Source organism: Streptomyces acidiscabies, assembly GCF_020010905.1.
Taxonomy (GTDB): Bacteria; Actinomycetota; Actinomycetes; order Streptomycetales; family Streptomycetaceae; genus Streptomyces; species Streptomyces acidiscabies.
The window spans coordinates 3,935,457-3,956,469 of record NZ_JAGJBY010000002.1 but is presented as its reverse complement, the minus strand read 5'-3'; the positions used below and the strand labels follow the sequence as shown (position 1 = coordinate 3,956,469).

20 protein-coding genes and 1 pseudogene are annotated in these 21,013 nt (G+C 71.3%); 11 read left to right on the top strand and 10 right to left on the bottom strand.

Going from position 1 to position 21,013, the window contains the following annotated elements; translation table 11 throughout:
- Nucleotides 1-73 precede the first annotated feature (73 nt).
- From J8M50_RS43790 to J8M50_RS43770, 5 genes are read left to right on the top strand one after another with little or no spacing between them, the layout of a single operon-like run.
- The gene (locus J8M50_RS43790) at nt 74-895 is read left to right on the top strand and encodes an ion transporter (protein WP_078481158.1); all 822 of its coding nucleotides are present in this window, start codon (nt 74-76) and stop codon (nt 893-895) included.
- Nucleotides 882-2,060, top strand: coding sequence for an MFS transporter (locus J8M50_RS43785; protein WP_078481154.1), 1,179 nt, complete (start codon nt 882-884; stop codon nt 2,058-2,060). Before J8M50_RS43790 ends, J8M50_RS43785 begins: the two co-directional genes overlap by 14 nt.
- Nucleotides 2,057-2,686: a histidine phosphatase family protein gene (locus tag J8M50_RS43780; RefSeq protein WP_010357033.1), complete on the top strand. Its 630-nt coding sequence runs from the start codon at nt 2,057-2,059 to the stop codon at nt 2,684-2,686. The genes J8M50_RS43785 and J8M50_RS43780 overlap by 4 nt, the downstream gene beginning before the upstream one ends.
- 36 nt (nt 2,687-2,722) lie before the next feature.
- On the top strand, nt 2,723-3,946 hold the full coding sequence (locus tag J8M50_RS43775; RefSeq protein ID WP_010357030.1) for a glycosyltransferase: 1,224 nt from the start codon (nt 2,723-2,725) through the stop codon (nt 3,944-3,946).
- 50 nt (nt 3,947-3,996) lie between these two features.
- On the top strand, nt 3,997-4,959 hold the full coding sequence (locus J8M50_RS43770; protein ID WP_010357029.1) for a hypothetical protein: 963 nt from the start codon (nt 3,997-3,999) through the stop codon (nt 4,957-4,959).
- 42 nt (nt 4,960-5,001) lie between these two features.
- Here J8M50_RS43770 and J8M50_RS43765 read toward each other — a convergent pair whose 3' ends face one another.
- The 5 genes and pseudogenes from J8M50_RS43765 to J8M50_RS43750 form a co-directional block, all read right to left on the bottom strand.
- The gene (locus tag J8M50_RS43765) at nt 5,002-7,026 is read right to left on the bottom strand and encodes an iron-containing alcohol dehydrogenase (protein ID WP_306044117.1); all 2,025 of its coding nucleotides are present in this window, start codon (nt 7,024-7,026) and stop codon (nt 5,002-5,004) included.
- Nucleotides 6,909-7,400 carry a hypothetical protein gene (locus tag J8M50_RS49915; protein ID WP_306080783.1) on the bottom strand — a complete coding sequence of 164 codons (492 nt, stop codon included), beginning with the start codon at nt 7,398-7,400 and terminating at the stop codon, nt 6,909-6,911. The genes J8M50_RS43765 and J8M50_RS49915 overlap by 118 nt, the downstream gene beginning before the upstream one ends.
- A gap of 1 nt (nt 7,401) precedes the next feature.
- Complete coding sequence (locus J8M50_RS43760) at nt 7,402-8,670, bottom strand: cytochrome P450 (RefSeq protein ID WP_010357025.1); 1,269 nt, start codon at nt 8,668-8,670, stop codon at nt 7,402-7,404.
- Entirely contained in the window at nt 8,667-9,872 is a 1,206-nt protein-coding gene (locus tag J8M50_RS43755) for a CaiB/BaiF CoA transferase family protein (RefSeq protein WP_256725190.1), read from the bottom strand. The genes J8M50_RS43760 and J8M50_RS43755 overlap by 4 nt, the downstream gene beginning before the upstream one ends.
- Before the next feature lie 20 nt (nt 9,873-9,892).
- A pseudogene (locus J8M50_RS43750) lies at nt 9,893-10,720 on the bottom strand (aldo/keto reductase); the annotation flags it as partial.
- 61 nt (nt 10,721-10,781) lie between these two features.
- Here J8M50_RS43750 and J8M50_RS43745 point away from each other — a divergent pair.
- Nucleotides 10,782-11,267: a TetR/AcrR family transcriptional regulator gene (locus tag J8M50_RS43745; protein WP_010357018.1), complete on the top strand. Its 486-nt coding sequence runs from the start codon at nt 10,782-10,784 to the stop codon at nt 11,265-11,267.
- 10 nt (nt 11,268-11,277) lie between these two features.
- Here the strand turns inward: J8M50_RS43745 and J8M50_RS43740 are convergent, their stop codons facing one another.
- Nucleotides 11,278-12,390 carry an AbrB family transcriptional regulator gene (locus J8M50_RS43740; RefSeq protein WP_010357017.1) on the bottom strand — a complete coding sequence of 371 codons (1,113 nt, stop codon included), beginning with the start codon at nt 12,388-12,390 and terminating at the stop codon, nt 11,278-11,280.
- Nucleotides 12,391-12,435: 45 nt separating this feature from the next.
- Here J8M50_RS43740 and J8M50_RS43735 point away from each other — a divergent pair, with 45 nt between their 5' ends.
- Nucleotides 12,436-13,203: a GNAT family N-acetyltransferase gene (locus tag J8M50_RS43735; protein WP_162138052.1), complete on the top strand. Its 768-nt coding sequence runs from the start codon at nt 12,436-12,438 to the stop codon at nt 13,201-13,203.
- Nucleotides 13,204-13,262: 59 nt separating this feature from the next.
- Here J8M50_RS43735 and J8M50_RS43730 read toward each other — a convergent pair whose 3' ends face one another.
- The 3 genes from J8M50_RS43730 to J8M50_RS43720 all read right to left on the bottom strand — a co-directional run bounded on the left by J8M50_RS43730 (nt 13,263) and on the right by J8M50_RS43720 (nt 14,927).
- On the bottom strand, nt 13,263-13,556 hold the full coding sequence (locus J8M50_RS43730; protein WP_010357015.1) for a DUF1330 domain-containing protein: 294 nt from the start codon (nt 13,554-13,556) through the stop codon (nt 13,263-13,265).
- A 74-nt stretch (nt 13,557-13,630) separates the two neighbouring features.
- Nucleotides 13,631-14,185 carry a carboxymuconolactone decarboxylase family protein gene (locus J8M50_RS43725; RefSeq protein ID WP_010357013.1) on the bottom strand — a complete coding sequence of 185 codons (555 nt, stop codon included), beginning with the start codon at nt 14,183-14,185 and terminating at the stop codon, nt 13,631-13,633.
- Between the two features lie 400 nt (nt 14,186-14,585).
- A complete protein-coding gene (locus J8M50_RS43720; protein WP_010357012.1) occupies nt 14,586-14,927 on the bottom strand; it encodes a winged helix-turn-helix transcriptional regulator in 342 nt (113 codons plus the stop codon).
- A 192-nt stretch (nt 14,928-15,119) separates the two neighbouring features.
- On the opposite strand from J8M50_RS43720, the gene J8M50_RS43715 reads away from it, so the two are divergent.
- The 3 genes from J8M50_RS43715 (at nt 15,120) to J8M50_RS43705 (ending at nt 18,267) form a co-directional block, all read left to right on the top strand.
- Nucleotides 15,120-15,431, top strand: coding sequence for a beta/alpha barrel domain-containing protein (locus J8M50_RS43715; protein WP_010357005.1), 312 nt, complete (start codon nt 15,120-15,122; stop codon nt 15,429-15,431).
- A gap of 908 nt (nt 15,432-16,339) precedes the next feature.
- Nucleotides 16,340-16,834, top strand: coding sequence for a GNAT family N-acetyltransferase (locus J8M50_RS43710; protein WP_010357004.1), 495 nt, complete (start codon nt 16,340-16,342; stop codon nt 16,832-16,834).
- A complete protein-coding gene (locus tag J8M50_RS43705; protein ID WP_029184282.1) occupies nt 16,831-18,267 on the top strand; it encodes an FAD/NAD(P)-binding protein in 1,437 nt (478 codons plus the stop codon). Before J8M50_RS43710 ends, J8M50_RS43705 begins: the two co-directional genes overlap by 4 nt.
- On the opposite strand, the gene J8M50_RS43700 is transcribed toward J8M50_RS43705, so the two are convergent.
- A complete protein-coding gene (locus J8M50_RS43700; protein WP_010357002.1) occupies nt 18,227-19,252 on the bottom strand; it encodes a fatty acid desaturase family protein in 1,026 nt (341 codons plus the stop codon). The two genes, J8M50_RS43705 and J8M50_RS43700, sit on opposite strands and share 41 nt — an antisense overlap.
- Nucleotides 19,253-19,632: 380 nt before the next feature.
- Here J8M50_RS43700 and J8M50_RS43695 point away from each other — a divergent pair, with 380 nt between their 5' ends.
- Nucleotides 19,633-20,859, top strand: coding sequence for a DegT/DnrJ/EryC1/StrS family aminotransferase (locus tag J8M50_RS43695; protein WP_010357000.1), 1,227 nt, complete (start codon nt 19,633-19,635; stop codon nt 20,857-20,859).
- The last annotated feature ends 154 nt before the right edge of the window (nt 20,860-21,013 follow it).

The following is a 21,013-nucleotide window of genomic DNA, read 5'->3' as shown; positions in this document are numbered from 1 at the left end:
CCCTCTGTCACACCGGCAGACCGTGGCCGAGCGCTGCCGCGCGGTCACCGAGTCCGACCGGTTCGTTCAGCTGATGCTCTGGCTGATCCTCGCCAACGCGCTGCTGCTCGGCGTCGAGACGTACTCCGGAGTCGTAGCGGCGTGGAGACCCTTGCTCAAGGCCGTCGAGCACGTGTTCCTGGCCGCCTTCGCCGTCGAGGCCGTCCTGCGGATCGCCGCGCACGCCGACCGGCCGAGCCGGTACGTGCGGGACCCGTGGAACCTCTTCGACCTCGCGATCGTGCTCCTGGCGTTCCTCCCGGTGGCCGGCGAGAACGCCACCATGCTGCGGCTGCTGCGCCTCGCACGGGTCCTGCGTGCCGCGCGGATGCTCCCGCAACTGCGGATCATCATCGTCGCCGTCGGCAAGAGCCTTCCGGGTGCGGTCGGTTTCGCGCTGGCCTGCACGCTGCTGCTGTACCTGTACGCGATGCTCGGCTGGATACTGTTCGCCGAGGCCGACCCCGCGCACTACGGCTCCCTGGGCCGCGCGACGCTCACCCTCTTCCTCCTCGTCACCCTCGACGGCGTCGGAGAGACGGTCAGAGCCGGTCTGGCGATCTCCCCCTGGAGCATCTTCTACTTCGCGTCGTACGTGCTCTTCGGCTCCTTCATCCTCGTCAACCTGCTCATCGGCGTCGTCCTCAACTCCCTCGACGAGGCACGCCGGCTGGAGGAGGCCGTGCTGGAGAAGGCCGCCGTCCCGCACCCGCAGGACGCGGCGAGCCGGCTGCGGGGAGCCATCGTCGCGGCGCGCGCCGCTCTGGACGACCTCGAAAGCTCTCTCGAACCGGCCGCCACCCGGCGCATCGACCACAGAACCCCGGAAGTCCTCGAAGAACATGCCCACCGGTAGATCCAGGTTGCTTCCCCATGCCGTCCTCTACGCGTCCCAGGCCGGTTGCAGCGTCTCCCTCTCGGCGATCAGTCCCACCCTGGCCGAGGCACGCAGGACCTGGCCGATGTCGTACGCGGCGATCGGTCTGTACCCGTCGCTGCTGGCCGCCTCGATGGTCGTGTCGGGTCTCGGTTACGCACGCTGGTCGGCGCGGTGGGGACGAGCACGCGTCCTCGGGACCGCGTCGGCCGTGCTGTCCGCGAGTGCGGTGCTGTTCGCCGTGGCACCCGATCCGACGACGCTGCTCATCGCCGCCACGGGACTCGGTCTCTCCAGCACGGTGTCGCAGGCCGGGGTGATAGCGGTCCTCGTCGACGCGTCCGCCAAGCGGCGAGCGAGCCGACTGGCGCTCAACGGGCTCTGCGCGAGCCTGGCCTCGCTGATCGGTCCCCTGCTGGTGACCGCCGCCGCGCACACGGATACCGGCTGGCGTCGCGCCTGGTGGTGGCCGGCGCTGTGGTTCCTGCTGCTGGCGCTCCTGCTGCCGTCCGCCGCGCGCGGTGGGCCGGTGGCGGTCGAAGCCGTGAGCAGAGGAGCCGTACTGCCGGTTTCCTACTGGCTGGTCTCGGCGGGAGTCGCCGCCGGGGTGGCCGCCGAACTCTGCGTGGTGTTCTTCGCTCCCCGGTCCGAGGCGGCAGCCGCGGTTCCCTCGGCCGGTGCGGTCCTCCTCCTGTACTACGCGGGTGAGTCGGCCGGTCGTGCCGTCGGGTTCGGGGTCATACGGCGTCCCGGCCGCGAGGCGTCCCTCCTCGCCGGTTCGCTGCTGACGGCGACGGCCGGGTTCGGTGCCTTCTGGCTGGCGGATTCCAGCACGGCGCGGCTGATCGGCCTGATGGCCGCCGGTGCGGGGATCGCGGGGTTCTTCCCGGTCGGTGCTTCCCTGGCCTCCTCGCGCGCTCCGGGTGCGGCCGACCGTGCCATGTCCCGGCTGCATCTCCTGGTCGGGGTGGCGGCGTTCGTGTCCCCGCTCCTGCTCGGCGCGCTCGCCGACCGCGTGGGACTGCGCGCGGGGTTCGTCCTCGTGCCGGTGCTGTTCCTGGCGATGGCCTGCCTGCTGGCCCTGGGGACGCGGTCCCGCCTCCCTGTCCCTCTCCTGCCGGACCTTCAGAAGGAAACGCGATGAGCGCCACGGAACTGCTGCTGGTACGCCACGCCGAAGCCTGGTGCAACGTCGAGGACACCGTCGGCGGACCGCTCGGCTGCCGGGGGCTGACTCCCCGTGGCCACGATCAGGCGAAGCACCTGGCCGCGCGGCTGCGCGAGGAGCGGATCGACGTGCTGTGTTCCAGTCCGAGACGCCGCGCCGTGGAGACCGCCGAGGCACTCGGCCTCCCCGTCGACCTGGTCCCCGACCTGCGGGAACAGGACCTCGGTACGGCGGACGGCCACCCCCGGGCGCTGCTGCACGGCGACTTCGCCGGGAACCCGGTCCTGGAGCCGTGGCGGGTCCCGGCACCCGGCGCCGAGTCCTGGTCCGCGTACGTCACGCGGATCGGCCGCACCCTCTCCGCCCTCACCCGGCTCCACGCCGGCCGCCGGCTCCTGCTCGTCACCCACGGGGAAGCGGTCAACGCCGCGCACCACGTCTTCTTCCGGCTGCCGGAGGGCTGGCCGGGACCACTGCCGCTGACCGTCGAGAACACCGGCGTCACCCGTTGGCGCGAGGAGCCGTGGGACCAGCACCGTCCCCGGCTCGGCCTGCGCTGGACGCTCACCGCGCACAACGACACCGCGCACCTCCCTCTCTGACTCTCTGACTCTCTGACCGGAACGGACCGAAGAGCCTTGCGTGTACTGCACATCTCCGACCACGCCGACCCGCTCGCCGCACCCGGAACAGGCTTCCAAGGAGGCCAGAACGTCTACGTCCGCAGTCTCGCCGCGTCGCTGGGCGCACTCGGCCACGAGGTCGACGTGGCGACCCGCTGGGCCTCCCCCCGGCTCCCGGCGCGGGAACGGATCGGCGCCGGCGCACGCGTCGTACGGCTGTCCGCCGGTGCCCGGGAGCCGCTGCACCGGGACCGGTTCGGTGAGGTCCTGGAGGAGTTCTCCGAGGAGGTGGACCGGCTGTTCCGGCAGGGCGGTGGCTACGACGTCGTCCACAGCCACTACTGGTACTCCGGCCGGGTCGCTCTCGATCTCGCGCGCCGGCACCGGACTCCGGTCGTGCACACCCATCACTCGCTGGGAGCGGTCCGCCGGGCCGCGCTGGACCGTGCGTGTCCGCCTCTGCGGGAGGAGTCGGAGCGCAGGATCGGGGAGCGGGCCGATGCCGTCGTGGTCGGCTGTCCCGCCGAGGCGGACGATCTGCGCCGGCTCCTCGGGACTCCCGGGGAGCGGATGCGGCTCGTCCCTCCCGGGGTGGACACCAGCGTGCTCCGGCCGTTGGACCGCGCCCTGGCACGGCGTGCGGTCGGTCTGCCTGCGGACGTTCCCGTGGTCCTCTTCCTCGGCCGGCTGGAGCCGCGCAAGGGGTGGGAGGAGTTGGTGCACGCCTTCTCCCGTGTGTGCCGGGAGCGGCCGACGGCGGTGCTGCTCGTCGTCGGCGGGTGCAGTGCGGCGGAGACCGATCCCCTGGTCCGGCTCGCCGGGCGATACGGGATTCTGGCGAACCTCCGGCTGTGCGGTTCCGTCCCTCACGACGAGACCGCCCTCTACTACAGCTGCGCGGACGTCACGGCCGTCCCGTCCCACTACGAGCCCTTCGGTCTGGTCGCCGTGGAGTCCATGGCCTGCGGGACTCCCGTCGTCGCCACGAGGGTCGGCGGTCTGTCCTGGACCGTGGCGGACGAACGTGTCGGCGCGCTGGTGCCCCCGCGTGACCCCATGTCCCTCGCGGACGCCTTGCTGAGTGTCCTCGACCGGGGGCGCGACCACTTCCACGAGGCGTGCCTGGAGCGGGTGACCGCGCGCTTCACGTCCGCCACCTGGCTGAACGGCATCCGGGAGGTCTACCGCTCCGTTCAGGTGAAACGAGCCGCGTCCACAGGGACACCCACCGGCCCTTGAGGCAACGTGTACGTCACTCTGTGTAACCCACTCTCGCTCCGGAGGCACCCTTGCCGCGCAGTTCCCCCTTCCGGCTCCTCGTCTGTTCCCTCGCCGTGCTCGCGACCGGGACGGTGGCCTCACCGTCGTACGCGGAACCCGCCGACGACTCCACCGCCGTAGACCTGTCGGTGAAGGCCGATATCGTCCAGCAGGCCCCCGGGATCACCGGACAGCAGAAGATCACTGTCACCAACCAGCAGGGGACCACCACCGGCAAGACGCTCCTCACCTACGTCACGCCGCCGTACACGAACATCGACCGGGCCGTCCCGCTCCCGAGCGGCTGCGTGATGCGCTACCAGAACCTCGACCCGACCGTCCCCGAAGTGGTCGTCTGTGAACTCCCCGCGGGGCTGGGGGAGAAGGAGCGGACGGAGCTGTCGATCCCGATCGACGTGACCCCGCGTGCGCGGATCACCGGGATGGTCCGGGGAGTGGTCGACGCCGTTCCTGCCGAAGGGTCGTCCGACACCGACGTCAACCTCAACGACAACTGGATGCCGGCCTATCTCTCCCTGACCCGGCCCACCCCGCAGACGCCGGACGGCAACAAGACCGGGCTGTATCTGTCGGTTCCCATGGCCACGCTGGCCGAGGACGGAACGGCGGAGGTCACTTCCACCTACGGGAACGTCGGTCCGGCGGCGGGAGTCGGCGCGACACAGGTCACCGTGGTCACTCCCTTCGCGGTGAACGTCGACCGGGACAAGCCCCTCCCGGACGGCTGCGCCATCGCTCTCCAGGAACCGTTCCTCGGCATCCCGGAGATCGTCGTCTGCACATTCCCGGCGCTCGCCGCGAAGGAGCAGCGGACCTTCACGGTTCCGGTGCGCGCGGCGTCGGGAGGACACGCGGCGGGCCTGCTCTTCGGTCCCGCTCTCATCGCTCCCGCGAGCCCCGAGGACGTCGATCCCGACCAGACCGACAACGTCTCGTCGTTCGCGGTCCTGGCGCCGAACCGGACGAGCTGACCGTACGTCCCCGACTTACGGCGTGAGCGAGTGGCGAGGCGCTCAGTGTCCGTAGTAGGCGTCGCGCATCAGGGCTTGCATCTCGCTGAGCATGGGCATGCGGGGGTTGGCCGGGGCGCATTGGTCGTTGTAGGCGTTGATCGCCTGCTGAGGCAGGGCGGCGAGGAAAGGTTCTTCCGGGATGCCGGCGGCCTGGAAGGAGGGTTCGATTCCCACGCGTTCCCGGAGGTCCTCGACGGCTGTGGCAAGAGCGGTGACGGCGTCCTGCGGGGTTGCGGAGGGCAGGCCGAGGAAGCGGGCGATGTCCTGGAAGCGTTCCGGGGCTTGGTAACGCTCGTACTTCGGCCAGCCGGTGAGTTTGCCCGGCAGGGTGCCGTTGTAGCGGATGACGTGGGGCAGGAGCAGCGCGTTCGTCCGTCCGTGAGGGAGCCGGTAGGTGGCTCCGAGGGTGTGGGACATGGCGTGGGTCACGCCGAGGAAGGCATTCCCGAAAGCCATGCCGGCGATCGTGCCGGCGTTGTGCAGGTGCTCGCGCGCTCGGGGGTTGGCCGCGCCTTCACGGACCGCGGATTCCAGGTGGTCGTGGACGAGTCTGACGGCCTTGAGGCAGAGGCCGTCGGTGAGGTCGTTGGCGAAGACGGAGACGTACGCCTCGATGGCATGGGTGAGGGCGTCGAAACCGGCGTCCGCCGTGACGTGGGGAGGCAGGTCGGTGGTCAGGGTCGGGTCGCAGATGGCCACGTCCGGGGTGAGGGCGTAGTCGGCCAGCGGGTACTTCAGTCCCGTCGCCGGATCGGTGATGACGGCGAAGGGGGTGACCTCCGAGCCGGAGCCGGCTGTCGTGGGGACGCAGATCAGGCGGGCGCGCCGGCCGGTCTCGGGAAACGCGAACACGCGCTTTCGCATGTCGTAGAACTTCTCCCGCAGATCCGTGAACGCGAGATCCGGATGCTCGTACAGCAGCCACATCACCTTGGCCGCGTCCATCACCGAGCCTCCGCCGAGGGCGATGACGGTGTCGGTTCCGAAGACCCGCATGCGCTCGGCGCCGCGCTGTGCCACATCCATCCCCGGTTCGGGTCCGACGTCGTCGATCACGTCCAGTTCCGCCGGGGAGAGGCGCCCGGCCAGTGCCTCCCGTACTCGCTCGATGTGACCGCGCCGGCGCGCCGACGGGCTGGTGACCAGCGTGACGCGGCCGAGTTCCGGAAGGTCTGCCAGGCAGTCGAGCGAGTAGGGCTCGAAGTAGATCCTGGGCGGCACCCTGAACCACTGGGGATTCCTGGTGCGGCGTCCGACGCGTTTGATGGTGAGGAGGTGGTGCGCGCTGATGTTGCCGGACAGGGAGTTGCCGCCGGAGGTGCCGCAGCCCAGGGAGAGGGAGGGGGTGAACGAGGTGTAGAGGCCGCCGATGGCGCCGTGTGAGGCCGGTGCGTCCCACACCACCCGGGCCGCTTTGACGGCGTGCCCGTACTCCTGCGCGAACGAGGGGTCGGAGGTGTGGACGGTGGCGGTGTGTCCGAGACCGTCGAGAGCGAGGACTTCCTGGGCCACGCGCAGGGCGTGGTCGCGGCCGGTGGTACGGACCACGGTGAGGACGGGGCACAGTTTCTCGCGGGTGAGCGGTTCGGCCGGGCCCGGCTCTGGGGTGTCGGCGAGGATGACCGACGTGTCGTCGGGGACGGTGAAACCGGCTTCCCGCGCGATCCAGCAGGCCGAACGTCCCACCGCAGCGATGTTGAAGGCTCCGGGCGTTTTCGCCTCGCCGCCGAACAAGTACCGCTCCAGCAGGAGTTTCTCCTGCGGGGTGGCGATGTGGGCACGCAGGCGGCGGAATTCCTCCTGTGCCGTGGCGGCGATCTCCTCGTCGAGGATCACGGTCTGCTCGGAGGCGCAGATCATCCCGTTGTCGAAGGTCTTGGACAGGACGATGTCGTGCACGGCGCGTGTCACGTCGGCTGTGCGCTCGATGTACGCCGGGACGTTGCCGGGGCCGACGCCCAGGGCGGGATTTCCCGAGGAGTACGCGGTGGTGGACGCGCGGCCTGGTTGGTCGAGCCATTGCACACAGTGGGCCGGAGCTCCAGCGGCGACCGCCGCGTCGCGCGCTGTCCGCGCGGGTTGGTGGCGGGGGTGACAGCGCAGATGACCCCGGCGGGATCGGCGATCTCGGTGATGCCTCGGACTTCGTCGCGGGAGATCACGCCGACAGTTTTCAGGCCGGCCATGTCGTGGACGACGTGTTCACACGCGAAATGGTTCTTGACCGCCTTGTCCTCCACCACGCCGCGCCCGGTCTCCTCGACCGTGAGCTGGGCCAGTTCGACATTCCGGCTCAAGGCGGCCAGTGCCGCTCTCGTGACGATCCGGTCGACGTCCGCCTGGCCGAAAGTCCCGAACTCGGCCAGCGCTTCACGGGCCCCCGCGACCAGCTTGTCCACATCAGTGGGCGCCATGGCTGTTTCTCCGTCCTTCGTCGTCGTACAGGTCATGTCGCGGGAGTGGCCGTGACCCGGCCGGGGTGTGCCCGTCGAGGAGGACCGGCAGGTGTTCAGGTCGCCGGGCCACGACGCTGCGTCGCCACGGGAGCCGGTCGAGGGGTGCGGCCGGACTGAGTGAGGGGTGGCGCCGCAAAAGGGCGGAGAGGAGCGTTCCTGTGATCAGTCGGCCGAGCCGTGCGCCGAGGCAGTAGTGCGGACCGTCGCCGAACGGCAGCGTGGCGACGCCGGTTCGGGTGAGGTCGAGGCGGTGTGCGGCCGGGTAGCGTGCCGGGTCGTGGTTGGCGGCGCCGAGGCAGAGCATGACCTTCGCGTTCGCCGGGATCTCGGTCCCGCCGATCCGTACGGGCCTGCTGGTGCGTCTGGTCACCAGTTGCACGGGTCCGTCGTAGCGGGCGAACTCCGCGACCCCGCGCAGTGCCGAGTCCGGTTCCCGTACGGCCTGTTCGAGCTGGTCGGGGTGGGCGAACAGGGCGTGGACAGCGAGGGTGATCTGACTGACCGTCGTGTCCGTGCCGGCCATGGCGAGCATGACCAGGTTGGCGGTGACGTCGGCGGGAGAGGGGGAGCCGTACAGGACTTCCGCCGCGATCCCGGTGAGCCGGCCCTGCCGTCCGAGCGCCTCGATGTGCTCGCGGAACTCCCGCATGGCGGTCTCGGCGCGCTCCCTGACCCGGTGTCCGGGGACCGGGTCCGTGAGCCTGCTGATGTCCGAGGTCCACCCGGCGTACCGCTCCCGCCGGTGGACGGGGAGTCCCAGCAGGTCGCACATGGTCGACGTGACGACGGGTTCGGCGACTTCGGACACCACGTCGACCGGACGCGTGACGTCCAGTCCGCTCAGTACGGCGTCGACGGTCTCCGTCATACGCTCCGCACGTCTTTCGACGGCGGCCGGTGTGAAGTACCGCTGGAACACCCGCCGTACTTCCTGGTGCCCGGTGTCTTCCCGCAGCAGCATCCACCTCCGGCCGTCGGCCACCATGACGCTGTCCTCGCCTCCGTGACGTTCCACCCAGCGGGGATCGGCGGGGAAGTCGGCGCGCAGCCGCGCATCCCGCAGCAGTGCGGAGACCTCCGTGAAGTGGGTGGCGATCCAGGCGCGATGGGCGGTGCGGACGACGGGGCCGAGGGTGCGCAGGTGCCGGTAGACCGGGTAGGGGTTCCGGTGGAACGAGGATGCGGTGAGATCGAACCCGGGCGTCACGGTCATGACGCCGCCTGTCTCTCACGGCAGATGACGCCTTGCGCCGCGAGGGTCTCCACACGGGTTTGGGGGACGCCGTACGAGGCCAGTACTTCGGCGGTGTGCTGACCGGCTTCCGGTGCCGGCCGGGAGATTCCGGCCGGGGTCCGGCCGAAGTGCGGTCCCGGTACGGGTTGGGGGATGCCGGCGTGGACGGTGTAGGCGGAGCCCGATACGGCCTCGCCGAGTTCGAGCACCGGAACCACGCAGGCGTCCGGGGGGAGTTCGGCGGCCCAGTCGTCGCGCGGACGGCGTGCGAAGGCGGTGGCGAGGAGGCGGCGCAGCAGGGGCCACTGACCGGGGTCGTCGCGCCATGCCAGGGCGCGGCTGTCGATCCCGAGCGCCTCGACGAGAGCGCGGTAGAACGGTTCCTCCAGCGCGGCCACCGCGACGTACCGCTCGTCCGAGCACCTGTACGTCGCGTAGTACGGCGCCCCGCCGTCGAGGAGGTTGGTCCCGCGCCGGTCGGACCACAGCCCGCTCGCCCGCAGGCCGAGGACGATGCTCAGCAAGGACGCGGCACCCGCGACCATGGAGGTGTCCACGACCTGTCCGGCCCCGCCGCGCTCCGCCTCCAGCAGGGCGGCGATCACCCCCATGGCCAGCATCAGCCCGCCACCGCCCATGTCGGCCACGGCGTTCGCGGCGGGAAGCGGAGCGCCGTCGGCAGGCCCGGTCAGCGCCAGCGCTCCCGACAGTGCGCAGAACCCGAGGTCGTGTCCCGGGCGTTCGCTCCAGGGGCCCGCGCGTCCGAACCCGGTGAGCCGCGCGTACACCAGCCGGGGACGCCGCTCCAGGCACGGCTGCGGGCCGAGGCCGAGCCGTTCCATCACTCCGGGCCGGAACCCCTCGACCAGTACGTCGGCCGAGGAGACCAGGTCCAGCAGCAGCGCACGGCCCTCCGCGTGCCGCAGATCCACGGCGATCAACCGTTTTCCCCGGTCCACGATCCGGTGCGCCGCCGCCAGCTCCAGAACGCTGATGTGCCGCAGCGGGCCTTCAGCCGTATCCGCTGTCATGCGTATCCCGTCCCCGTCCCCTGCGGCGCTGCTCTCGTGATCCAGGAAAACGCACCCGGAACCACCGGAACCAGGTCCGGAGCCGCGCCGACGTGTTGAACGAGTTGAACGGTGTTCGTCTTCAGGCGGGGTGGAACCGGTGACCGTCAACCGTCGGGGACCGGACGCGGTCAGCCGGTCAGCGCGTCGAGGCGTGCCATCGCGTCCGGTCCGAGTTCGACGTCGGGGGCGGCCAGGTTCTCCGCGAGGTGTCCGGCGTTCGCGGTGCCGGGGATCAGCAGGGTGCGTTCGTAGTGCGCCAGGAGCCAGGCCAGGCCGACCTGCGAGGCGGTCGCGCCGAGTTCGCGAGCGACGGCGAGGACCGTGGCGTCCTCGGTCACTTTGCGGTGGCCGGGGAACGCCGAGCCGAGCGGGATGTACGGGATCCACGCGATGCCGTGCTCGCGGCAGGCTTCGAGCACCGGCTCCGTTTCGCGGTCCAGCAGGTTGTACGCGTTCTGCACAGCCTCGATCCCCATCGGCAGCGCGTGCCGCACCTGGTCGGCATCGACGTTGCTGAGCGCGATCGAGTGGATCTTGCCCGCCTCGCGCAGAGCGCCGAGTTCGGCGAGCTGGTCGTCGATGTCGACCTTCTGCTCACCCTCGGCGATGATTCCGGGCGCGAAGTCGAGCCGGCGCAGGTAGACCATGTCGAGGCGTTCGGTGCCGAGCGAGGCGAGGTTCGCATCGACCTGCCGGCGCAGTTCCTCGGGGCGCTGCGCCGGAACCAGCCCGCCGTCAGCGGTGTTGTCGGCGCCCAGCTTCGTCGCCACGACCAGGCTCTCGGGATACGGCGCGAGCGCCTCGCGGATGAGCGCGTTGCAGGTTCCGGCGCCGTAGAACCAGGCGGTGTCGATGTGGTTCACGCCGGACCCCGCGGCCAGCCGCAGCACGGTCACGGCGGTGTCCGGCGCCACGTGGCCGCCGTGGGTGAGCTGCATCGCGCCGTAGCCGACCCGGGAGCGGCTGCTAGAGGCCGCCCGCGCCGCGTTCGCCGCCGATCGCGAGACGGGGCGGCCGGTGACGCTCGATCAGGTCGCTCGGCAGGCGGGCGTCGGCATCGGCACGCTGTACCGGCACTTCCCCAGTCGCGAGGCACTCGTCGAGGCGCTCTACCGCGAGGAGGTGGAGCAGCTCTGCGCGAGCGTGGACACCCTGCTCGCGCAGCTGCGCCCCGATCTGGCGCTGCGCAGCTGGATGGACCACTTCGCCGACTACGTGGAGGCGAAGCGCGAGATGGGCGACGCGCTGCGGGCGCTGATCGACACCGGCGTGGTCACGGCGGCGACGTCGCGCGAGCGGCTCGCCGGGGCACTGCGGCACCTGCTGGCGGCCGGCGCGGCCGACGGAACCCTCCGCGCGGACCTGAGGGCCGAGGACATGGTGACGGCCGTCGTCGGCATGGTCTCGGCCACGGCGATCGCAGGAGGACGCGAGCAGCTCGGGCGCCTGTTCGACCTCATGCTCGACGCCGCGCGCGGGCGCGTCGGGGAGCACGGCACGTAGCGAGGCGGCCCTATCCCTTGTGCGTTCGGGGTGGGCGGTATCGCTCCACCCACCGGATCAGGGGCGGCGCGATGAGCACCATGGCGAACAGGCGCAGGCTCTGTACGCCCGAGATGAGCGGGACGTTGGCGCGCGTGGCGACGGCGGTGGCCAGGACCGCGTTGATGCCACCCGGGGTGGTGGCCAGGTAGGCGTCCGTCGGCGGGATACGGGTGGTGATGGCGATGAGCCACGCGAGAGCGGCGCAGACCGCGCAGATCGTGAGCGTCAGGGTCAGCGCGAGAGGGAGCAGACGGCGCATACGGACCACGGCGGAACGGGTGAAGCGCAGGCCGATGTCCAGTCCGACGGCGGTGAACAGGGCCGCGCGCAGGAGGCCGGACGGGGTGAAGCCGGTGGCGGTGCCGGAGACAGTGAGGGCGGCGGTGAGCAGCATGGGGCCGAGGAGGGCCGGGCTGGGAAGCCGTACGCGGGTGCCGAGCCAGGTGCCGGTCGCTGCCGTGGCGGCCAGCAGCAGGAGACCGGCGGTCTGATGAGGGCCGTTCACCAGGAGCCACTGCTCGGATCGCGCGGCATCCCGCCCCGTGGGGGCTGTGCAGAACCAGTGGGCGATCACCGGCGCGGTGGCGGCGACCAGAGCGACGCGCAGGTACTGGAGGAAGGCGACCGTGCGTGGGTCGGCGTCCAGTTCCTCGGCGGCGCAGACGACGGCCGCCGAACCCCCGGCGACCATGCCGAGCAGGGCGGAGGCGTGGTCCACACGTCCGACACGGGCCAGGACAGCGCCCCCGGCGAGGCTGAGCAGGGCGGTGGCGGCGGTGACCAGGGTGAGGACGGCGGCACGGCCGGACGTCTGCTGGAGAGCGTGCGGACCGAGGTAGCTGCCCATGAGGACACCCAGTGCGGCCTGGATCCAGCGGTTCACCCGAAGGGGTAGTTTTCCGGCGCTGAATCCGGCGACAGCGACGGCCAGTCCGGTGAGCAGCGGGGCCAGCAGGTGCGGAGCAGGCAGGAAGGGCTCGGCAGCCTCGCCGGCTGCCGCTGCACCCAGGATGACGGCCGTCCAGGTGGCGTAGCGGCGGGTGCGCAAGTAGGGCGGAGTGAGGGTGTGCGGGGGGATCACAGAGCGGACGCTACGGTATGCATTCTTTTCTGTGCTTTGCGTGACATGGGGAAGGGTGAAGGGGTGGGTCTGCTCGGCGCGGTCCGTCAAACGCTGCGTCATCCGGACGGACTGCCGTACGTTCTGCGGGAGTTGCTCGACGGTGTCGACGTGTACTGGCAGGCGCGGCACTGGGACGGCGTCCGGTATCTCGCCGCCGACGACCGTGCGGTCCTGCGGCTGCGTGATCCGGCGGGCGGGGTGCTGACGGTGGTGCGCGACGGTCACCGTTTCACCGTCGGGGACCGGTTCGCCGTCCATCTGCTCCGCTTGTTCGCGTGCCGTCCCGTGGTGTCGCCGCCGCGCAGGACCGTACGTCTCGCCTGTGGAACCCCGGTCCGTCTGCGTGCGACCACGCCCCGCGATCTGCCTGTGGTCACCGCTCTGCACACACGGTGCGCGCCTCGGTCGGCCGGGGGTGCGGGGGATCTCGCCGGCCTGCTGCATCCCCGGACCGGCCGGGGTCTGCTGGCCGAGGCGGCGGACGGAGAGGTGGTCGGCTGGGCTGCGCTGACGTGGGACGGACGGCAGGCCGACCTCGTCCTGATGGCCGTCGAGGCGTGGCGGGACCGGGGGCTTCTCGGGGCTCTGTTGCGCGAGTCGGTCACGGCTGCTGAGGCGGGCGGCTGCGAGACGCTCTGGCTGCACGGCGATGTGGCCGGGCGGCGGGCGGTGGAGGAGGCCGGGCTGTCCTTGACGACGGAGACGGAGGCTGGGGCAACGGTGCACCGGGTGTGCCTCGGTGCTCGCCGCGCGGTGGCGCCGGGCGAATGACCGGAGTTCTCGTACCGAGGTGTGGTGCGTCAAGTTGGCCGAGGCGAGGCTTTGGGAGGTCAGTCCACGCCTTCGATGATGCGGAAGTCGCGCTCGACGCCGTCGGAAAGGGCGTCCAGCGCCTCCTGGTACGCCGCGCTCTCGCGTGCCGCGACCGCCTGGTCGAAGGTGTCGAACTCGATCAGGACGGTGCGTTCGGCGATCCCGGCGTCGTGGGCGACGACCCGGCCGCCGACGGCGAGCCTGCGCCCGCCCCCGGCCCGGACGGCCGGACCGGCCAACTTGTTGTAGGCGGCCAGCTTCTCGGGGTCGGAAATGGTGCGGTAGACACTGACCCAGTAGCCCTTGGGCATGGAAACCTCCTGTTGTTCGGCACCCGGACATCCCTGTCCGGGTGAAGTCGTGAACGATGTCCCGCCCAAGCCGCTCACCGCGCCGGGAACGGGGCGCCCCAGGGCTCTTCCTCCAGGAGGAGCCCGTTGGCGAGGTAGCTGATGGTCCGGTACCAGCCGGCCAGCACGAGGAACTCCAGGAGCTGGGCGTCTTCGTAGTGGGCGCGCAGGGAGTCCCAGGCGGGTTGTGAGAGGAGTGCGGTGTCGTGCAGTTCGTCGACGGCGTTGAGCAGGGCCGCATGATGGGGCGCCCACTCGGTGCCGCCGTCAGCGTCGGTGGTGACCCGGAGCTGTTCCTGGCTCAGTCCGGCCTGCTGGGCGAGGGTCGCGGCGTGTACTCCCCATTCGTAGGCGCAGCCGGTGCGTGCGGTCACCCGGGCGATGACGATCTCGCGGTCGACGGCGGGAAGAAGTCCGTGGCCCAGCAGGCCGGACCCCAGGGCGAACATGCGTGAGGCGAGTTCCGGGTTGCGGTGCAGGACCCGGAACAGGGTGAGCGGCTCCTGTGGCGCGCCGGGAGGCATCCATCGGCGCAGTGCCTGGTCGATGGGCGCGAGATAGGGCGGGGTGAGCGGTTCGATGCGCGGCATGGACGCCTCCTGCTTCGATTTCCGAATCACTATGACGCTTCTAAAACCGAAGCGCAAGGGGGTAGGTACGGAAGCCGGAGCGCCTCGGCCGGGTACGGGGGTGCGGTTCAGGGCGGCCGGCCGTGGCCGCACTCGATCTGCCCGGGCAGCGCCGGACGCTGCGCATCCTGCGGGAAACGGGCCAAGTCCCGGCGGGCTTCGGGGAGTTGCAGCGCCGTTGCGAACCCATGCCGTCGAACATGGCCAGCATCCGGGCTGGGCGAGCCGGCCGGCGCCCGCATGCTCACTCTGCGCACCTCCCCCAGGCTGGCGAGGACCCGGGTGCCGGAGGAGGTTCTGGGCGCGCCGTCAGCCCGGGCCGCGCGGGCGTCAGCCGACAGAACCCCTCCCGGACGTCCCGTCACCCACTCACGGTGCCGGGATCCGGGGTGCCGCCGGAGGGCCCCTCGCTGTCGCGGTGCGCCGGTTGCGCGTCGAGCGTCGCCGCCCAGCGCTTCGACCACTGGACGAGGGGGCCGAGTGCGAGGCAGGCATCGCGCCCCAGCGGAGTGAGCTCGTACCGACTGTCGGGCAGTTGGTGGACCACGTGGGCGTCCAGCAGTTCGGTCAGGCGCTGCCGCATCACGCTGGAGGACATGTCGTCGCACTGCGCCTGCAAGGGGCGGAACCCCAGGGGGCCCTCGCGCAGCTCCCAGAGGATGCGCAGGCTCCACCGCCGTCCGAACAGGTCGAGTGCGGCCATGAGGGGACGACCGGTGGCCGAACCGCGAACTGGCTTGCCGGGCTTTGGGGTTGGCATGGTGTGGAGTCCAGCCTCCAAGGTCGACGCTTCGGTTTCCGAAACGCTACCATCGGCGACCGCTTCGGAAACCGAACCGAAGGGGACCACGGCGGCAACCACCCACCCGCGTCACCCCGCACCATGCGCTGCGGGATGGCGCGTACCGGGCAGACGGTGAAGGTCGATGTCGAGATGAGAGAAGCCGCCGAGGCACTCGATGCCGGGGCCCGCTGGCCCCTGCTCGACAACATGCCGTTGGCCGGCATCGAGCAGGTAGTGAGGATCAGGGCCGGACGACCCGACGCTCCCCGGAAACTGCCGGAGGCCCCGGGTACCGTCCGCCTGAACAGGGCCCACACCATCGCCGAAACGGGCATCGCCCTCATCCCGGTCGGAGCGTCGACACACAGCGCACCCGCCCTCGACCTGACGATGCTGCCGACCACCGGCCCGGTGCCGGCCTGACAGCATCGTTCGATCCGGGCCCGGTCAGCCTGAGCGACGTCCGAGGGCCCGAGCTGGAGGCGATCGCACACGGCCTCGGACTGCCCGAGGACGCGGTCGCCGGGGACGCCTGCGGGGCGTCGAACGGGCGGCCGAGGCTGCTGCTGCCCGTCCGGTCACGCGCCGTACTGGCCAAACTTGCCCCGGATTTCACCCTGTTGCGCGCAGAGCTCGGCGAGGGGAGGCCCTGATCTTCAGGGTGTCGCAGCGAGACGACCGTACGCCTCGACGACAAGAGCCGCCCCGAACCCGACACCACCGCCCTACAACCCCGACCGGCCCCTCAAGCCCTTCAAGTACGCGTAGGACAAGATCACCCACCCCCGCCTGGGGCACCCGCGCTGGTCGGGGATGCCATCGACAGCAAGTGATCGTCGGCCGCGGGACGGGGAGTTCGCGTGGGGAGACCGGTGTCGTTGCCGATGACCAGGCCGGCCGCGCCGAACACGTCCAGCCAGTCCACCGCGTCCGGGCCTTCGAGTACCTCCGCCCTCAGGTCCCGGACGGCCGGGTGGTCCGCGCAGCCGGCGCGGTGACGACCTCGGCCGAGCCGACTTCCAGGTCCGCTCCGGCACCGCGATCCGACGCCACCAGACCCTGGTCAACCGCCCGTTCACCTTCTGGGGATGGCGATGCGCATTTCGGTGCGGGCGGGCGAGGCAGAAGTGGACCAGTTGGCCGCCGAGTTCGACGTCTTCTGTGGCGGTGCGGACCAGTCCGTGCCAGACCCGATCGGCCGTTCAGATGAACGACGGCGGCACCCGTAACCCGGACGACCGAGTACCGGCGGATCCGCGTGGCGCGTTCGAGCCGCCGGCTGCCCCTGCCCCGTGCGAGAGGCTGGCGTGTGCGCCGGACCGTTGCCCACCATGACCATCATGACGGACATCAGCATCCGGACCATCGGCGCGGCGGACGTGGGGACGGTCGTCCGCATGGTGCACGACCTGGCCGCGTACGAACGCTCCGCACACGAGTGCCTGCTGACGGAGGACCAGTTGCGCGCGGCCCTCTTCGGCCCCTCGCCCGCCCTGCACGGGCACGTCGCTCAGGCCGACGGGCAGGTGGTCGGCTTCGTCCTGTGGTTCCTCAACTTCTCCACCTGGACCGGTGTCCACGGCGTCTACGGCGAGGACATGTACGTCGAGCCCGCCTACCGGGGCCTCGGCGTCGGCCGCGCCCTGTTCCGGGCCATGGCCCGGGTCTGCGTGGAACGCGGGTACGGGCGCCTGGAGTTCTGGACCCTGGACTGGAACACGGACACCATCGCCTTCACCTCGTCGCTGGGCGCGAAGCCGATGGACGAGTGGACGGTGTACCGGATCAGCGGCCCGGAACTCGCCGAACTGGGCGGCGACGGGTGACACCGCACCGGGTGCTCCAGATCGGCTGCGGCCCCACCGGCACCAGCCTGCTGCGCCAACTCCTGCCCAGGACGGCGGGGTTGCCGGTGCGCTACGAGGTGGCCGACCCCGCGCCGATGGGCCCGGGGCTGGCCTTCTCGACCCCGTACGACCTGCATCTGCTGAACGTGCGGGCGGACCGGATGAGCCTGCACCCCCACGACAAGGGCGAGTTCGCGCGTCGGCGCACCGACGCGGGCCCCGCCGACTACCCGCCCCGCCGCCTGTTCGGGAGCTACGCGCGCGCCGTCCTCGCCGACACGCTGCGTACGGCTCCTGAGCCGGTGCGGCTGACCGGGGACCGGGTCGTGGAGGTGCGCCGTACGGCGGGCGGCTGGCGGTGCCGGTTCGCCTGTGGCCGTGCGGCGTCGTACGACACGGTCGTGCTGACGCTCGGCCACCTGCCGTCGGCGCCGTACGCGCCCGCCGAGGGCCGCGCCGGGTTCCTGCGTGACCCGTGGCACGGCCTGGACCTTCCCCGCCGGGCCCGGGTCGGGGTCGTCGGGACCCGGCTGACCGGGGTGGACACGGCGCTGGCGCTGCGTGAGCGCGGGCACGAGGGCCCGGTTCTGCTGGCGTCCAGGTCGGGCCGGCTGCCCAGCGTCAAGGGCCGGGTCGCCGCGTACGAACTCGCGTACCTCCCCACCTTCGTGACGGGCCGTCAGCCAGGCTCGGTGACTCTCGCGCAGATCGCCCGCGCCATCGCCCGGGAGGTGCGGGACGCGGAGGGCGGCCCGGTGTCCTGGACCCGGGCCCTGAACCCTCCCCCGGCATCGCCGGGCACGCTCCGCGCCGAACTGGCGGTCGCCGAGTCGGGGCGGGTGATCGGCTGGCAGTCGGTGCTGGCAGCCGTGGTGCCCTGGGTGCCCACGCTGTGGCGGTTGCTGGACGCGCCCGGCCGACATCTGCTGATGAGCGCCTATGTCGGCGCGTGGGCGGTACGGATCGCGTCCTTCCCCGCCGTGAGCGCGCGCCGGCTGCTGGAGATGATGGAGGACGGGCGCCTCACGGTCCGGCCGGGGCTGGTGGACGTGGTGCCGGCCGGTTCCGGGTACCTGATGCGGTTCGGTGACGGTACGGCGGTCCGGGTGGACGCCGTCGTCAACGCCACCGGGCCCGGCTACGGCCGCGCCTCCCTCGACGCCACCGAGCTGACCCGGTCCCTGTGGCGCTCGGGGACGACGGCGGTGCACCCCTTCGGCGGGTTCGCGGTCGACGAACGGACCTTCGAGGCGGGTCCGGGCCTGCACGTCGTCGGCGACCTGACCCGGGGCGTCTGGCTGGCGACGAACGCGGTGGAGAACTCCGTACGGCAGTCCGTGCTGCTGGCCGAGGTGCTCGCGCGGCGGATGCTCAGCGGGTCATGCAGGTCTCGTCGAAGTCCTGATACCTGATCCGGCCGCGGACGACGCTCGTGTAGAAGCCCCGGTAGGAGGCCGCCACGGGCACCACCCGGTCGGCGATGAGCACGTGCAGGTCGGCGATCCGCGCCATGGGGACGCCCTGGTGGTAGTGGTGCGCGGTGTGCAGGTTGTTGTAGTTGGTGAACCACTGCGCGAGGCGGGACGTCCGTACCGTGCGGGTGTTGGCCAGGACGTCCGGGTCCGACTGGGTGTTGAGGCCGAAGTGCTCCGGCATCTCGATGAGGAAGTGGACCGGTTCGCCGACCAGGACGGCGGGCAGCAGCCAGGCGAGGACGAGCAGCGGGGAGCCGGTGAGGACGGTCGCGGTCACACCGGCCGCGAGCAGGAGGGCGAGCAGCCGGTACTCGCTCCTGATCCGCCGGGCGTCGAGCGGCCGGGACACCCCTGGCACGGGCCGGCCCAGGCAGGAAAGGACCAGGTTGCGGCCCACGCCGGCGTAGCGGCCGGGGTGCAGGGCGGCGAGCAGGAAGCCGAGTCCGTACCAGCGGTGCAGGTCGCGGAAGCGGTAGTTGAAGAACTCGCGGTTGTCGGGGGTGCCGAGGAAGGCGTGGTGGCGCAGGTGGTCGTGCTTGTAGTGCCAGAACGAGCTGAGCAGGAACATCCCGGCGGCCACGCCGCACAGCCGGTTCAGGCGGCGGCTGCGGTAGGCATGCTCGTGCAGGCACTCGTGCTGCAACTCGACCAGGTGGGCGTACATCAGCCCGGTCACCGCCATCGCGGCCACGGTGACGGACCAGTGGAAGTGAAGAGCGATCGCCGTCCAGCAGACGGCAATCACGCCGAGCGCGGTGAGGAACTTCGCCGTGAACCGGCCGGGGCTCTTCACGAAGTACGCCTTGGGCAGCGACCGGCGTTCGTCCGTTCCGCGCACCGGCGCGAGCAGCGCGCCCTCGGCGGCGTCGAGCCGCTCGACGTCCTCGTCCCGGAGCGGCGGTACCTCGGCGCGTCCTGCCATGGTCCCCGGCTCCCTTCGCGAGCGCCACATGCGACTGCCGACAGTGTTCGAGCAGAAGCGGGACGTCACCAGGGTGGTTTCCGGCCAACCTTTCATCCGTCCGGCGGTTGCCGCGGTGCTGGACCGGCACCTGCGCCACCTGGTGATGCCTGGTCATCGCGTCGGCGGTCGCGTCTCCAGGACAGTCCTGCGGACCCGTGCACCAACCCGTCGCAGTCAGACGGATGTTGAACGTGTTGCGTTTCCGCAGCGCCTGGACGACGGACAAGGTCCAGCCGACCTAGGCTGCGGCCGGCCCGACGCGAGCGGGAGCGGGAGTGCCGCCGCCGTGTCCGTACGAAGGTGGAACCACCACCGCGTGTCCCGGCAGGAGAGACGACATGACGAGCCCTGCGGCCTTCTGGCCCGCCTACGAGACGGGCGACACCTTCCTCACCACGGCGGACGAATCCGCCGCGATCCGCGCGGTGCGGGAGCGCAGGTACTACCGCTACGACGCGAGAGCGCTGTCCGACACCTGGACGGGCAGACTGGAACACCGGCTGTCCGGGACGCTGGGCGCCCGGCATGTACTGGCTTGCACCAGCGGGACCACGGCGATCGCTCTGAGCCTGCTGGCGCTGGACCTGCCGAAGGGGTCGCCCGTCGCCTGCCCGGGGTTCACCTTCGCGGCGACCCCCAGCGCGATCGTCCTGGCCGGCCACCGTCCGGTACTGGTGGAGTGCGACGAAGACCTGCATCTCGACGTCGACGACCTGCGCCGCACACTCGCGGCCGGGGCAGCCGCCGTCGTCGTCGTGCACATGCGGGGCATGGCGTCGGACATGACGGCCGTGTGCGCCGCCGCGGACGCGTTCGGCGTGCCGGTGGTGGAGGACGCCGTGCCGGTGCTGGGGGTCGGTCTCGGCGGCCGGGCCCTGGGCACCTACGGCCGGCTCGGCGCCTTCTCCACCCAGGCCGACAAGCCGGTCAACACGGGCGAGGGCGGTTTCCTCGTCACCGACGACCCCGACGCGTACGCCCGCGCGGTGATCCATTGCGGTGCCTACGAGGGCCGGCTCGCCCGGCACTTCGCCGGGCAGGAGGTGCCGACGATCGACGAGCGGTCGCTCCCGGTCTACGGCTGGCGGATGGACGAGGTGCGCGCAGCGCTCGCGCTCTCCTCGCTGGACCGGCTGCCCGAGCGGCTCGCTCTCCAGCGCGCGCACTACGACCGGATCACCGGGGCGCTGGCCGGTCTGCCGGGTATCGCGGTGCGCAGACCTGTGGCCCCCGAGGCGTACTCGGGACAGCAGTTGCTCTTCCGGGTGCCGGGCGCCGACGCGCTGCTCACCGCCCGTTTCGCCGCGCATCTGCGCGAACGTGGCGTGGCCGCCCGTACGTACGCCGGTCCGGGGCCCGGCTACAACGCCCGCGCCTACTGGAACTGGCGCTTCCTGGACGTCGGCGAGGAAGCGCTGCCTCGTACCCGCCGTCTCCTCACCGAACTCGTCGAAGTGCCGCTCTCCCCCAACCTGACCCAGGCTCACCACGAGCGGCTGGTCTCGGCTGTGACCGAGGCGTCGGAGCAGTTGGACAGGGTGATGACAAAAACCACCCAGCGATAGTTAGTTTAGGCTAACCTAATAATCTTGCCGGGGTCGGTGACAGGCGTGCGCCCCCCGCCGTTCGCGATCCGGACATCACCGAGTGGTACGACCGTTCCAGCCCGGCCCACGAAGCCGGGCCCGTCCATGAATGGAGTGGCCCCCGTGAGTGTGA

Bases quoted from the DNA above. Each gene is read 5' to 3' on its own strand.
- J8M50_RS43790 (WP_078481158.1), top strand. From the start codon at position 74: ATGCTCTGGCTGATCCTCGCCAACGCGCTGCTGCTCGGCGTCGAGACG.
- J8M50_RS43760 (WP_010357025.1), bottom strand. From the start codon at position 8,670: ATGACCGTGACGCCCGGGTTCGATCTCACCGCATCCTCGTTCCACCGG.
- J8M50_RS43785 (WP_078481154.1), top strand. From the start codon at position 882: ATGCCCACCGGTAGATCCAGGTTGCTTCCCCATGCCGTCCTCTACGCG.
- J8M50_RS43700 (WP_010357002.1), bottom strand. From the start codon at position 19,252: ATGGCAGGACGCGCCGAGGTACCGCCGCTCCGGGACGAGGACGTCGAG.
- J8M50_RS43715 (WP_010357005.1), top strand. From the start codon at position 15,120: ATGGCGCGTACCGGGCAGACGGTGAAGGTCGATGTCGAGATGAGAGAA.
- J8M50_RS43695 (WP_010357000.1), top strand. From the start codon at position 19,633: ATGACGAGCCCTGCGGCCTTCTGGCCCGCCTACGAGACGGGCGACACC.
- J8M50_RS43735 (WP_162138052.1), top strand. From the start codon at position 12,436: ATGGGGAAGGGTGAAGGGGTGGGTCTGCTCGGCGCGGTCCGTCAAACG.
- J8M50_RS43725 (WP_010357013.1), bottom strand. From the start codon at position 14,185: ATGCCGCGCATCGAACCGCTCACCCCGCCCTATCTCGCGCCCATCGAC.
- J8M50_RS43720 (WP_010357012.1), bottom strand. From the start codon at position 14,927: ATGGCCGCACTCGACCTGTTCGGACGGCGGTGGAGCCTGCGCATCCTC.
- J8M50_RS43710 (WP_010357004.1), top strand. From the start codon at position 16,340: ATGACCATCATGACGGACATCAGCATCCGGACCATCGGCGCGGCGGAC.
- J8M50_RS43780 (WP_010357033.1), top strand. From the start codon at position 2,057: ATGAGCGCCACGGAACTGCTGCTGGTACGCCACGCCGAAGCCTGGTGC.
- J8M50_RS43730 (WP_010357015.1), bottom strand. From the start codon at position 13,556: ATGCCCAAGGGCTACTGGGTCAGTGTCTACCGCACCATTTCCGACCCC.